We start from the raw sequence: 11707 nt of genomic DNA, 5'->3' as shown, positions 1-11707 counted from the left end.
GTGGCACGATGGGGGACGTGACGGCTCCACAGGTTGCCCCGGTCGAGACGATGGACCCCGAAGAGGTACCGGTCTCCGACCAACCCTGGGTGACGATCGTCTGGAACGATCCGGTCAACCTGATGTCCTACGTGACCTGGGTGTTCCAGAAGCTCTTCGGATACAGCCGGGAGAAGGCCGAGAAGCTGATGCTCGACGTTCACCACAAGGGGCGCGCGGTGGTGTCCAGCGGTGCCCGGGAACGAATGGAGCACGACGCGTCCCAGTTGCACGCCTACGGGCTCTGGGCGACGGTGGATCGCTCGTGAGCACCTTCCGTCGCCACGGCGACCACTACGTGGCCCGGTTGGCACCCGACGAGGTACGGGTCTTACGCAAGGTCGCCGCCGAGGTGGTCGGGCTGCTGACCGAGGGCTTCGACCACTCGGATCCGGTGGTCGGCCGGCTCTTTCCGGACATCTACCCGCAGGACCCGGTCGACTCCGCCGAGTTCCGCCAGTACACCGAGGGCGACCTCAAGACCGGCAAGATCGACCAGGCGGGCGCGATCCTGGCCGCCCTGCCCGACGACACCGACGGCCGGGTACGCCTCGACGCCGAGGCCGCCGAGGCGTGGCTGCGGGCGCTCAACGATGCCCGGTTGGCGATGGGGGTACGGCTGGAACTCACCGACGACACCGACCTCACCAGCGAACTGGACGAGGCGGTGCTGGAGGACCCGGGGTCGACCCGGGTCTTCCAGCTCTCCGTCTACGCCTATCTCGGCTACGTCCAGGAGTCCCTGCTGAACGCCCTGCTCGACTAGCGGCTGAACCGGCTTGGTCGGCCGCTGGGAACAGCTCGATCAGCTGCGGGCGGCCCGGCGCTTGAAGAGGTAGCCGGCCGCCAGGTAGGCCAGCACCAGGATTCCGCCGAACCAGGCGAGCGACAGCATCGCGCTGGCACCGATCGGCGTACCCATCAACAGCCCCCGGACGGTCTCGGTCATCGGCGTGATCGGCTGGTGCTCGGAGAACTGGCGTAGGACGGTGGGCATCGTCCCGGTCGGCACGAAGGCGCTGCTCAGGTAGGGCAGGAAGAGGATGATGACGGTGAAGCCGCTGGCCGACTCGACGTTCCCGGCCAGGAGGCCCAGCGCCACCGCCAGCCAGGACATCGCCAGGATGTACAACAGCAGGAGGGCGATCGTGGCCATCCACTCCACCGGCTCGGCGTTCGGTCGGAAGCCGACGAGGAGTGCCAGGCCGACGACCAGCGCGGTGGCCACGACGTTTCGGGCCACGCTCGCCACCACGTGCCCGGTGAGGACGGCGGTGCTGAGGATCGGCAGTGACCGGAACCGGTCCACGATGCCGTTGACCATGTCGTTGGCCACACTGACGGCGGTCGACGACGCGCCGTACCCGGTGGAGAGCAGGATGATTCCGGGTACGACGTAATTGACGTACTGGTCGAAGCCGGTGGTGATCGCACCGCCGAATACGTAGACGAACATGAGTAGCATGATCGTTGGTAGCAAGACGGTCAGCAGTAGCGAGTCGAAGTTGCGCCGGGTGTGCCGGAGACTGCGGCCGACCATGGTGAGTGAATCACTGGCCGCCCAATAGAACGCCGAATGGGTCGTCATCGGTTCTCTGCCCTTTCCGTGCGGCCGGTCAGTGCCAGGAAGACGTCGTCCAGGCTGGGGCGGTGGGTCGATATCCGGTCGACGACGATGTTCTGTCCTGCCATCCGGTCGAGCAGGCGTCGCACCTGTTCGGCGCTTCCGTCGGTCGTCACGCTGACCGTGCGTAGTTCCCGGTCGACGCCGATCGTCTGGCCGTCGAGGTCCCGGCGGGCCCGCTCGAAGTCGTCCCCGGTGCCGAGGAGTAGTTCCACCCGCTCGCTGGCGAGTTGCGACTTCAGCGCCTCGGCGGTGCCCTCGGCGATCACCCGGCCGTCGTCGATCATGGTGATCCGATCGGCCAACTGGTCGGCCTCTTCGAGGTACTGCGTGGTGAGGAAGACGGTGACCTCCGCTGCGACCAGCTCTCTGACCTGGTCCCACATGGCCTGTCGGCTGCGTGGGTCGAGCCCGGTGGTCGGTTCGTCGAGGAAGATCACCGAAGGTCGACCGAGGAGGCTGACGGCCAGGTCGAGGCGTCGCCGCATGCCGCCGGAGTAGGTCTTGACCAACCGGCTCCGGGCCGGGGTGAGGTCGAACTGGTCGAGCAGTTCGCCGGCCCGACGACGGGTCGCCGAGCGGCTCAGACGGCAGAGTCGACCCATCATCAACAGGTTCTCCTCGCCGGTCAGCAGTTCGTCGACGGCGGCGTACTGTCCGGTGAGGCTGATCGCTGCCCGCACCTTCTCCGGTGCGCGCAGCACGTCGTGGCCGGCTATCGTCGCCGTTCCGCCATCCGGCCTGATGAGTGTCGAGAGGATTCGCACCAGGGTCGTCTTGCCGGCACCGTTCGGGCCGAGCAGTGCGAATACCGTGCCTTTCCGTACGCGTAGGTCGATGCCGTCGAGCACCGTGACGTTCCGGTATGACTTGTGGATTCCGTGGGCCTTGACTATTGCGTCATCGATCATGCTGTCACTCGTTTCGGCGCTGTTCGAAATCGAACTGTGTATGTCATACACGCTTACGTGTAGGCTATACACAGTTTTAGGATGGGGTCAAGGCCGACCAAGGGACACGGATGACGAACGACGACCACGCCGGCGACGAGCTGCCCCGCAGCCTGGAACTGCTCTGGGGGCGACGGGAGCGCCCGCGTCGAGGGCCCCGACCTGGGCTGAGCCTGGAACAGATCGTCCAGGCGGCCATCGAGCTGGCAGACGCGGAAGGGCTCGGGCAGGTGTCCATGAGTCGTGTCGCCGAACGGGTCGGATTCACGACCATGTCCCTCTACCGCTACGTCGAGGGCAAGGACGAACTGCTCATGCTCATGCAGGAGACCGCCGGCGCGATGCCGCAGGCCGCTGCGTCATCGGCAGGCGAGACGGCGGAGGAGGGCTGGCGGGCCGGTCTGGAGCGGTGGGCCCGTGACCACCTCCAGACCTTCCGTCGGCACCCGTGGCTGTTGGAGGTGCCGATCAGCGGCCCACCGGTCACCCCTAACGGCTTGACCTGGATGGACCGTGGCCTGCGGGCGCTCGACGGGACCGGCCTGGCGGACGGCTACCGGCTCGCGGTGGTCCAGCTCCTCACCGGGTACGTCCATGGCGAGGCGCACTTCTCGCGGGAGCTGCACCGGGCCATGGGCACCGGGGCGTACGACCCCGTCAGGTACGGGCGGCTACTGCGCAAGGTGGTCGACGCCGACCGCTACCCGACGCTGCACAAGATGACCTCGACCGGCTTCTTCGACGAGATCGGTGGTTACGAGGACGCGGAGGACTTCGAGTTCGGCCTGCAGCGGGTTCTGGACGGGATCGAGGTGTTCATCCAGAAACACGGCGGCCATCCCGGGTGACGGTCGCCACGTGAAAACCTCGCGAGGCTACGGGTAGGCTGGTGGGCGTGCTGAGCATCGACCGGCCGATCGTCGACGCGATCGTCGCCCACGCCCGTCGGGACCATCCCGACGAGGCGTGCGGTGTCGTCGCGGGACCGGCCGGCAGCGACACCCCGACCCGGCACATCCCGATGGACAACGCGGCGCGCTCGATGACGTTCTACGAGTTCGACTCGATGGAACAGCTCCGGGTGTGGCGGGAGATGGACGACCGCGACGAGGAGCCAGTGGTCATCTACCACTCGCACACCGCCACCGAGGCGTACCCGTCGCGGACCGACGTCGCCTTCGCCGGCGAGCCTGGCGCTCACTACCTACTCGTCTCCACCCGCGATCCCGCCACCGAGGAGATCCGTTCGTTCCGCATCGTGGACGGCGTGATCACCGAGGAGCCGGTCCACATCCTCGACGGCGACAGCGTTGACGCCAACGTGGACCAGCACGCCGTGCAGTCCTACATGTTCGGGCAGAGCCCGGCGACGGTCGACTACGAGTGTTCCGGCCGCTGATCTCTCAGCGCGGCTCGACACCCATACCTCCGTAGTCCCTTTCTTCCATGACACCGTCGTTCCATCAGGAGTAAGACCATGGCCATCGAGATTCGTATCCCCACCATCCTGCGTAGCTACACCGGCGGCGCGAAGGTCGTCGAGGGTGCCGGTGACACGCTCGCCGAGCTGCTGACCGACCTGGACGGCAAGTACTCCGGCCTGCGGGGTCGCCTGGTCACCGAAGAGGGTGGCCTGCACCGGTTCGTCAACATCTACGTAAACGACGAGGACGTCCGCTTCCTGGGCGCACTGGACGCCAAGGTGGCCGACGGCGACACCGTGACCATCCTGCCCGCCGTCGCCGGTGGTGCGTTCGGCTTCGCCGCCGCTGCGGCGATCAGCCAGCACCGTGCCGCCGCGGCGGCGATCAGCCGGCACAACGTCACCACCGCGGCGGCGCTGGCAGTCCGTACCCCGGATTCCGGGCGCTGAGGTCGGCCGCCATGGCGCGGTACGACAGTCTGCTCGACGCCTGTGGGGGCACGCCGCTGGTCGGCCTGCCCCGGCTCTCGCCGACGGTGCCCGACGGGGCACCGCCGGTGCGGCTCTGGGCCAAGCTCGAAGACCGGAACCCGACCGGCAGCATCAAGGACCGCCCGGCCCTGTTCATGGTCCGCGAGGCCGAGGAGTCCGGGCGGCTCCGGCCGGGGGACACGATCCTCGAACCGACCAGCGGCAACACCGGCATCGCGCTGGCGATGGTGGCCAAGACCCGGGGCTACCGGCTGGTCTGCGTGATGCCGGAGAACGTCTCGGCCGAGCGGGTGCAGGTCCTGCGCATGTACGGCGCGGAGATCATCTTTTCGCCGGCGGCCGGCGGATCCAACCAGGCGGTGGTGACGGCCAAGCAGATCGCCGCCGAGCATCCCGACTGGGTGACCCTCTTCCAGTACGGGAACGAGGCCAACGCCCGGGCCCACTACGAGACGACCGGCCCGGAACTCTTGCACGACCTGCCCACGATCACCCACTTCGTGGCCGGCCTGGGCACCACCGGCACCCTGATGGGCACCGGTCGCTACCTGCGCGAAAAGGTCGAGGGCATCGAGATCGTCGCGGCCGAGCCCCGGTACGGCGAGGTCGTCTACGGGCTGCGAAACATCGACGAGGGCTACGTACCCGAGTTGTACGACCCGAAGGTCCTGACCCGCCGGTTCTCCGTCGGGACCCGGGACGCGGTGCTACGTACTCGGCAGTTGGTCGAGGTGGAGGGAATCTTCGCCGGCTTCTCCACCGGGGCGATCCTGCACGCCGCGCTGGCCGTGGCCCATCAGGCGGTACGCGAGGGCCGGCGGGCCGACGTCGCCTTCGTGGTGGCCGACGCCGGCTGGAAGTACCTGTCGACCGGGGCGTACGGCGGCACGCTCAGCGACGCCGAGGAAGCACTGGAGGGCCAACTCTGGGCCTGACCTGACGGGATCAGGCCGGTGTGCCCGTTGGGCGACTCGTCGACGCGTGCCGTGTCCTCCCGTTGAATCATGATCAGGCCGCTACGCTCGCCACCGGCTGCCGGTTTGTCCATCAAGTATCCGTGTTGGGCGAGAGTCTGAGCCGGGCGGGCCGCGCCTGGCGTAGCCGGATCGGCATTGTCGTCCAGACCGCGTCGGACGCCGCAGAGTTGACCGTCCTAACTCAGGGGATGGCGATGGCCAGGCCCACGCTGACGCAGACGGGTACGCTGGCCACCCCCAGCGCGATCCAGGGCAGCCGTCGCCGTCGGGCCACCCCCAGCGCCATCGCGGTCAGCCCGATCCCGGCCAGACCGAGGCCCGCCAGGGTGGGTTCGTACCACTCGGGTGCGGTGTCGGACACGACCGCGACCACCGCACGCGATGCCGGCCCGAGACCGACGACGCCGAGCCCGGTTGCCCAGCCGCAGATGCCGAGCATGCGCCCGTTGGCTCCTCGGGGTTGCGATCGGCGGCGCAGAAAACGGTGCCGACCGGCGCTGGGCGGCACCGTCAGGGTCGGCGGTGGTGGCTTGATCCTGGTCGCCACCGGCACCGGGGTCGAGGTGTAGCGGGTGACGACTCTCGGCGAGCCGGCCTTCAGCCTGAACGCCTGCTCCAACGCGGCCAGGGTCGCCACCGCGACCACTGGGCAGTCGGTCAGCGCCGGACCGGGTGAAGGTCTGTCAACCTGCGCGGGCACCCCTTCACCATCCTGCTCGGCGCTCTGGCTCCGCGTTGATCGCTCGGCCTCCTACGCAGTGCAACGGAAAGGTAGCTTGGGCGTAACGCCTGATTTGAGGGAATTGTCCAGAACTGAGATAGGGGTGCTGTCGCCTTGACGACAACACAGAGCAGATCTTCGGTCCGCCTACTTGTCGCGGCGTAGGCTGCGCACCGTGGCAGACTCGCCGGAAACGATCTTCGAAATGGTAGGGGGCGGGCTGTCTCCGGCCGCGGGCGAAAACGGGATAGCCAGATGCGATTGACCGTCCTGGGATGCGCCGGCAGTTTCCCCGGCCCTGAGTCGGCCTGCTCGGCGTACCTTGTGGAAGCCGAGGGCTTCCGTCTCCTGGTGGACTTTGGCTCCGGATCGCTCTCCGCCCTCCAGCGTTACGTGGGGCTGAACGCCGTCGACGCCATTCTCCTCACCCACCTGCACTGCGACCACATCCTCGACGCGGTCACCTACGTGGTCGTACGTCGATACTCCCCGGACGGCCCGCAGCCGCCGCTGCCGGTCTACGCACCAGCGGGGGCCCCGGACCGCATCGCCCGCGCCTACAGCTCGGACGAGGGGCCGGTCGACGACGTCTACACCTTCTACGGCCTACAACCCGGCACCTTCCCCATCGGGCCGTTCGCAGTCACCGTCGACCGGGTCAACCACCCGGTGGAAACCTACGGTGTACGGCTGGAGCACGAGGGACGAATCCTCTCCTACTCGTCCGACACCGCACCGTGCGAGGCGCTGCTGCGGCTGGCGCACGGTGCCGACGTGTTCCTCTGTGAGGCGAGCTATCTCGACGGAGTGGACAACCCGCCGGATCTGCACCTGACCGGCCGGGAGGCGGGCGAGACCGCGAACAAGGCCGAAGTCGGCAAACTGCTGCTCACCCACCTGGTCGCCGCGTGGGCCAGCGAGGCGTCGACCTTCGAGGCCGCCTCCGCCGCCTTCGCCGGCCCGGTCGAGGTGGTCCGCCCCGGCGCCAGCTACGAGATTTGATCGGATCGCCGTGCGCCGGGATACCCCGGGTCGGCGGGTTCGGGTGAACACATAGGCTGCCAGCATGGCGCGACCTGACGGGCGGCGGCCCGACCAACTCCGACCGGTGACCCTGACCCGGAAGTGGAGCATCCACCCGGAGGGCTCGGTGCTCGTCGAATTCGGCGACACCCGGGTGCTCTGCACCGCCAGCGTCACCGAGGGGGTACCCCGCTGGCGTAAAGGCTCCGGACTCGGCTGGGTGACCGCCGAATACTCCATGCTGCCCCGGGCCACCACCACCCGCTCCGACCGGGAAAGCGTCAAGGGCCGCCTCGGCGGTCGTACCCATGAGATCTCCCGCCTGATCGGACGCAGCCTGCGAGCCTGCATCGACCTGAAGGCGCTCGGCGAGAACTCGATCGTCCTCGACTGCGACGTCCTCCAGGCCGACGGCGGCACCCGGACCGCCGCCATCACCGGGGCGTACGTGGCGCTGCACGACGCGGTCAGCTGGCTCGCCAGCCGTAAGGCCCTGGCCGGCAAGCCGGCGGCGGTGATGCACCGCTCGGTGGCCGCGGTCAGCGTGGGCATCATCGACGGGGAGCCCCGACTCGACCTGTGCTACGCGGAGGACGTCAGCGCCGAGGTCGACATGAACGTGGTCTGCACCGGCACCGGCGACTTCGTGGAGGTACAGGGCACCGGCGAGTCCGGGGTGTTCGCCCGCGAGCAGCTCGACGCCCTGCTCGACCTCGGCGTGGCCGGCTGTGCCGAACTGACCGAAGCCCAACGAAAGGCACTCGCCGAATGATTCAGGTGCTACTGGCGACCCGTAACCTCAAGAAGCTCGCCGAGTTGCAGCGCATCCTCGACGGTGCGCTCGGTCCACAGCGGATCAAGCTGGTCGGCTTGGCCGACGTCGCCGAATACCAGGAGGTCCCCGAGACCGGGCTCACCTTTGGTGAGAACGCCCTGCTCAAGGCGCGTGAGGGCTGCCGGCAGACCGGCCTGCCCACCATCGCCGACGACTCCGGACTGGCCGTCGATGCGCTCAACGGAATGCCCGGCGTGTTCAGCGCCCGGTGGTCCGGTCGGCACGGCGACGACCAGGCCAACCTGGAGCTGGTGCTCGCCCAGATCGGTGACGTGTCCGACGAACAGCGGGGTGCCGCCTTCGTCTGTGCGGTGGCCCTGGTGCTGCCCAGTGGCAAGGAGCACCTGGTCGAGGGGCGGCAGCCCGGCCGGCTGCTGCGCGCACCGCGCGGCGACGGCGGGTTCGGCTACGATCCGATTTTCCTCGGGGACGGGCAGGACCGGACCAACGCCGAGCTGACCCCACAGGAGAAGGACGCGGTCAGCCACCGGGGCAAGGCCCTGCGCGAGCTGGCCAAGGTGGTCGCCAAGGTGCTGCCGGTCTCGCCAGCCTAGGGGCAGAACGGATCCCGGCATGGCTGGCCTCAGTCCACCCAGAAGATGATCGCCTCGCCGACTTCCGCCGCTGCCGCGAAGCACGGCGGCAGGTCGTCGTAGTAGCCCCGAAGCCACTCCACCCCTTCCGGGGGTCCCACACGTTCGGATAGATCTCCGCCCGGGTCGGCTCGACTGACATTGACGGGTGGCTGCACCGGCCCTGGGGCGTGAGGAAGGGCCCCTTCAAGGCAGAAAGCGATAAGAAGGGGCCCTTCCTTTCACCCAAGTGGGCCGAGGTGGGTCTCGATCGTGGACCGGAGTGCCCGGTTGGCGACCACCGATCGGGTGGCCTCCATGGCCGGGGCGAGGAAGATGTCCGGGCCGGGGTCCCCGGCGAACTTGCTTACCGCGGCCACCGCCGCCTGTCCGGCCGGCGACGGGGTGAGCGGAGCCCGCAACTGCAATCCTCGTACGGCGGCCAGCAGCTCCACCGCGAGCAGACTGGTCAGGTTGTCCAGCACGGTACGCAGCTTCTTGGCCGCCGCCCAGCCCATCGAGACATGATCCTCCTGCATACCGCTGGTCGGCAGCGAGTCCACCGAGGCCGGGGCGGCCAGCCGCCGGTTCTCCGCCACGATGCCGGCGGCGGTGTACTGGGCGATCATCAGACCGGAGTTGACCCCGGCGTCCGGGGACAGGAACGCCGGCAGGTCCCGGGAGCGGCATACGTCCAGCAGCCGGTCCACCCGACGCTCGGAGATCGAACCGACCTCGGCGGCGGCAATGGCCAGGAAGTCGGCGGCGAAGCCCAGCGGTGCGCCGTGGAAGTTTCCGGTCGACTCCACCTGCCCGTTCGGCAGCACCACCGGGTTGTCGACGATCGAGACCAACTCCCGGGCCGCGACGCTGTCCACGAACGACAGGGTGTCCCGGGCGGCCCCAGCCACCTGCGGCGCGCACCGCATTGAGTACGCATCCTGCACCGCGTGCGCCAGATCGTCCCGGTGCGAGTCCATGATCGCCGAGCCCTGGAGCAGCCGGTGGATATTGGCTGCCGAGACCGCCTGCCCCGGGTGCGGACGGATGGCGTGCAGCTCCGGCCGGAACGGCCGCTCCGACCCGAGCATCGCCTCGATGGCCAGCGCGGCGGTGACATCGGCCATGGTGAACAGGTGGGCCGCGTCGTCGATCGCCAGCAGCAGCATGCCGAGCATGCCGTCGGTGCCGTTGATCAGCGCCAGGCCCTCCTTCGCGGAGAGCTCGATCGGGGCCAGCCCGGCCCGCTGTAGGGCCACCGCCGCATCTTCGCGTACCCCGCCCTTGCCGATTGTCCAACCCTCGCCGAGCAGCACCAACGCGCAGTGCGCCAGCGGGGCCAGGTCACCAGAGGCACCCAGCGAGCCGTGCTCCGGCACCCACGGGGTGATGTCCTGGTTGAGCAGGTCGACCAGGGCCTGTGCGACCAGCGGCCGGACCCCGGAGTGCCCGAGTGCCAGGGAGCGGACCCGCAGCAGCATCATCGCCCGGACCACCTCACGGGGCATGGGCGCGCCGACCCCGGCGGCATGCGAGCGGATCAGAGCGTGCTGTAGTTCGGCCCGCCGCTCCGGGGCGACGAAGGTGTTCGCCAGTGCCCCGAAACCGGTCGAGACACCGTACACCGGGCGGCCGTCCCGCTCGATGTCGTCGACGATGCTTCGGCTGGTGGCCATCGCCGCCACGGTCGCCGGATCCAGTGTGACGGTGGCGGTGCCCCGGGCCACCGCGAGCACGTCGCCGGGGGAGACCCCGGTGGGCTGGACAATCACGGCGCTTTGCTCGTTGATGGCATGAGTTGTATGGCTGTGCTTGCTGATTCGCTCACTCATGATGCGGCACTCCGTTGTGCAGGACCTGGCTGATCAGTGGAACTCCCGGCCGGTAGGCCAGGTGCAGATGGGACGGGGCATCCAGGACGACCAGGTCGGCCAGGGCCCCCGGGCGCAGCACGCCGACGTCGTCACGGCGCAACGCCCGCGCGCCGCCCGCCGTCGCCGCCCAGACCGCCTCCGCCGGGGTCAACCCCATCTCGCGTACGGCCAGCGCCACGCAGAACGGCATCGACGAGGTGTACGACGAGCCGGGGTTGCAGTCGGTGGCCAGCGCCACGGTGACCCCGGCGTCGAGCAGCCGACGCGCGTCCGGATATGGCGACCGGGTGGAGAACTCGGCCCCGGGCAGCAGGGTCGCCACCGTCGTCGTCTCCGCGCCCGACGTCCAATCCACGGTGGTGGAGGCCAACGCCTCGATGTCGGCGTCGGAGAGGTGGGTGCAGTGGTCGACGCTGGCCGCCCCGACCTCGACGGCGAGCTGTACGCCCGGCCCGGGACCGAGCTGGTTGGCGTGCAGCCGTACGCCCAGGCCGGCGGCCTGTCCGACGGTGAGGATCGCGCGGGCGTGGTCGGCGTCGAACGCGCCCCGCTCGCAGAACACGTCGATCCACCGGGCGTACGGCAGGGCGGCCCGCAGCATCGGCCCACAGACCAGTCCCACGTAGTCGTCGGGGCGGTCGGCGTACTCGGCCGGCACCACATGCGCCCCGAGGAAGGTCGTCTCGGTGGTGAACTCGCGGGCGATCCGCAGCGACCGGGCCTCCTCGGTGACGCTGAGGCCGTACCCGCTCTTGATCTCGATCGTGGTGGTGCCCTGCCGCAGCGCCTCGCGGTGCAGGCGGGCGACGTTGGCGCGTAGCTCGTCGTCGCTGGCGGCCCGGGTGGCGGAGACAGTGGTGCGGATCCCGCCGCCGGTGTAGGGCTGACCGGCCATCCGGGCCGCGAACTCGGTGGCCCGGTCGCCGGCGAAGACCAGGTGCGCGTGGCTGTCGACGAAGCCGGGCAGCACCGCCGCCCCCTCGACGTCGATACGCCGGTCTGCCGCCGGGGCGTACGTCGCCGGGCCGATCCAGGCGATCCGGTCGCCCTCGACCAGCACCGCCGCGTCGCGCCGGATGCCGAGCGGACCGCCCTCCCCGGTGCCGGCGACGTTGGTGACCAGCTCTCCGATGTTGTCGACCAGGAGACTGCTGTCGAGCCGGGGGCTCACGGCGTC

At 69.2% G+C, this 11707-nt stretch carries 14 protein-coding genes; 9 read left to right on the top strand and 5 right to left on the bottom strand.

Translation table 11 applies throughout. The features are described from left to right. Positions 1-17 precede the first annotated feature (17 nt). Both clpS and FHR38_RS07605 read left to right on the top strand, forming a co-directional pair. Positions 18-308 carry an ATP-dependent Clp protease adapter ClpS gene (gene clpS, locus FHR38_RS07610; RefSeq protein ID WP_184539361.1) on the top strand — a complete coding sequence of 97 codons (291 nt, stop codon included), beginning with the start codon at positions 18-20 and terminating at the stop codon, positions 306-308. Next, positions 284-805 (top strand): DUF2017 domain-containing protein, encoded by a 522-nt coding sequence (locus FHR38_RS07605; RefSeq protein WP_184539363.1) that lies wholly within the window; start codon positions 284-286, stop codon positions 803-805. The genes clpS and FHR38_RS07605 overlap by 25 nt, the downstream gene beginning before the upstream one ends. 39 nt (positions 806-844) lie before the next feature. Here FHR38_RS07605 and FHR38_RS07600 read toward each other — a convergent pair whose 3' ends face one another. Further along, a complete protein-coding gene (locus tag FHR38_RS07600) occupies positions 845-1627 on the bottom strand; it encodes an ABC transporter permease (RefSeq protein ID WP_184534007.1) in 783 nt (260 codons plus the stop codon). After that, positions 1624-2574 (bottom strand): ATP-binding cassette domain-containing protein, encoded by a 951-nt coding sequence (locus tag FHR38_RS07595; protein WP_184534006.1) that lies wholly within the window; start codon positions 2572-2574, stop codon positions 1624-1626. Before FHR38_RS07595 ends, FHR38_RS07600 begins: the two co-directional genes overlap by 4 nt. Positions 2575-2684: 110 nt before the next feature. Here FHR38_RS07595 and FHR38_RS07590 point away from each other — a divergent pair, with 110 nt between their 5' ends. The 4 genes from FHR38_RS07590 to FHR38_RS07575 all read left to right on the top strand — a co-directional run bounded on the left by FHR38_RS07590 (position 2685) and on the right by FHR38_RS07575 (position 5463). Further along, complete coding sequence (locus FHR38_RS07590; RefSeq protein WP_184534005.1) at positions 2685-3461, top strand: TetR/AcrR family transcriptional regulator; 777 nt, start codon at positions 2685-2687, stop codon at positions 3459-3461. Positions 3462-3508: 47 nt separating this feature from the next. After that, a complete protein-coding gene (locus FHR38_RS07585) occupies positions 3509-4012 on the top strand; it encodes a M67 family metallopeptidase (protein ID WP_184534004.1) in 504 nt (167 codons plus the stop codon). Between the two features lie 78 nt (positions 4013-4090). Further along, a complete protein-coding gene (locus FHR38_RS07580; protein WP_184534003.1) occupies positions 4091-4486 on the top strand; it encodes a MoaD/ThiS family protein in 396 nt (131 codons plus the stop codon). A gap of 11 nt (positions 4487-4497) precedes the next feature. Continuing rightward, entirely contained in the window at positions 4498-5463 is a 966-nt protein-coding gene (locus FHR38_RS07575; protein WP_184534002.1) for a PLP-dependent cysteine synthase family protein, read from the top strand. A 223-nt stretch (positions 5464-5686) separates the two neighbouring features. Here the strand turns inward: FHR38_RS07575 and FHR38_RS07570 are convergent, their stop codons facing one another. Further along, positions 5687-6205, bottom strand: a complete 519-nt coding sequence (locus FHR38_RS07570; protein WP_184534001.1) for a hypothetical protein — start codon at positions 6203-6205, stop codon at positions 5687-5689. 276 nt (positions 6206-6481) lie between these two features. Between FHR38_RS07570 and FHR38_RS07565 the strand changes: the two genes are divergently transcribed. The 3 genes from FHR38_RS07565 (at position 6482) to rdgB (ending at position 8638) form a co-directional block, all read left to right on the top strand. After that, positions 6482-7228, top strand: coding sequence for an MBL fold metallo-hydrolase (locus tag FHR38_RS07565; RefSeq protein ID WP_184534000.1), 747 nt, complete (start codon positions 6482-6484; stop codon positions 7226-7228). Positions 7229-7292: 64 nt separating this feature from the next. Further along, complete coding sequence (gene rph / locus FHR38_RS07560; protein ID WP_184533999.1) at positions 7293-8021, top strand: ribonuclease PH; 729 nt, start codon at positions 7293-7295, stop codon at positions 8019-8021. Continuing rightward, the gene (gene rdgB, locus FHR38_RS07555; protein WP_184533998.1) at positions 8018-8638 is read left to right on the top strand and encodes an RdgB/HAM1 family non-canonical purine NTP pyrophosphatase; all 621 of its coding nucleotides are present in this window, start codon (positions 8018-8020) and stop codon (positions 8636-8638) included. The genes rph and rdgB overlap by 4 nt, the downstream gene beginning before the upstream one ends. Before the next feature lie 260 nt (positions 8639-8898). Here the strand turns inward: rdgB and hutH are convergent, their stop codons facing one another. Further along, positions 8899-10488: a histidine ammonia-lyase gene (hutH, locus tag FHR38_RS07550; protein ID WP_184533997.1), complete on the bottom strand. Its 1590-nt coding sequence runs from the start codon at positions 10486-10488 to the stop codon at positions 8899-8901. Continuing rightward, positions 10481-11701 (bottom strand): imidazolonepropionase, encoded by a 1221-nt coding sequence (hutI, locus tag FHR38_RS07545; RefSeq protein ID WP_184533996.1) that lies wholly within the window; start codon positions 11699-11701, stop codon positions 10481-10483. The genes hutH and hutI overlap by 8 nt, the downstream gene beginning before the upstream one ends. Positions 11702-11707 lie beyond the last annotated feature (6 nt).

Origin of the sequence: Micromonospora polyrhachis, assembly GCF_014203835.1 — a bacterium.
GTDB classification, from domain to species: domain Bacteria; phylum Actinomycetota; class Actinomycetes; order Mycobacteriales; family Micromonosporaceae; genus Micromonospora_H; species Micromonospora_H polyrhachis.
The sequence above is the reverse complement of the archived record's forward strand: the minus strand, read 5'-3'. Positions and strand labels throughout refer to the sequence as shown.

Coding starts and splice junctions, on each gene's coding strand:
- FHR38_RS07600 (WP_184534007.1), bottom strand. CDS start 1,627: ATGACGACCCATTCGGCGTTCTATTGGGCGGCCAGTGATTCACTCACC.
- FHR38_RS07595 (WP_184534006.1), bottom strand. CDS start 2,574: ATGATCGATGACGCAATAGTCAAGGCCCACGGAATCCACAAGTCATAC.
- FHR38_RS07590 (WP_184534005.1), top strand. CDS start 2,685: ATGACGAACGACGACCACGCCGGCGACGAGCTGCCCCGCAGCCTGGAA.
- FHR38_RS07580 (WP_184534003.1), top strand. CDS start 4,091: ATGGCCATCGAGATTCGTATCCCCACCATCCTGCGTAGCTACACCGGC.
- FHR38_RS07575 (WP_184534002.1), top strand. CDS start 4,498: ATGGCGCGGTACGACAGTCTGCTCGACGCCTGTGGGGGCACGCCGCTG.
- FHR38_RS07565 (WP_184534000.1), top strand. CDS start 6,482: ATGCGATTGACCGTCCTGGGATGCGCCGGCAGTTTCCCCGGCCCTGAG.
- rph (WP_184533999.1), top strand. CDS start 7,293: ATGGCGCGACCTGACGGGCGGCGGCCCGACCAACTCCGACCGGTGACC.
- rdgB (WP_184533998.1), top strand. CDS start 8,018: ATGATTCAGGTGCTACTGGCGACCCGTAACCTCAAGAAGCTCGCCGAG.
- hutH (WP_184533997.1), bottom strand. CDS start 10,488: ATGAGTGAGCGAATCAGCAAGCACAGCCATACAACTCATGCCATCAAC.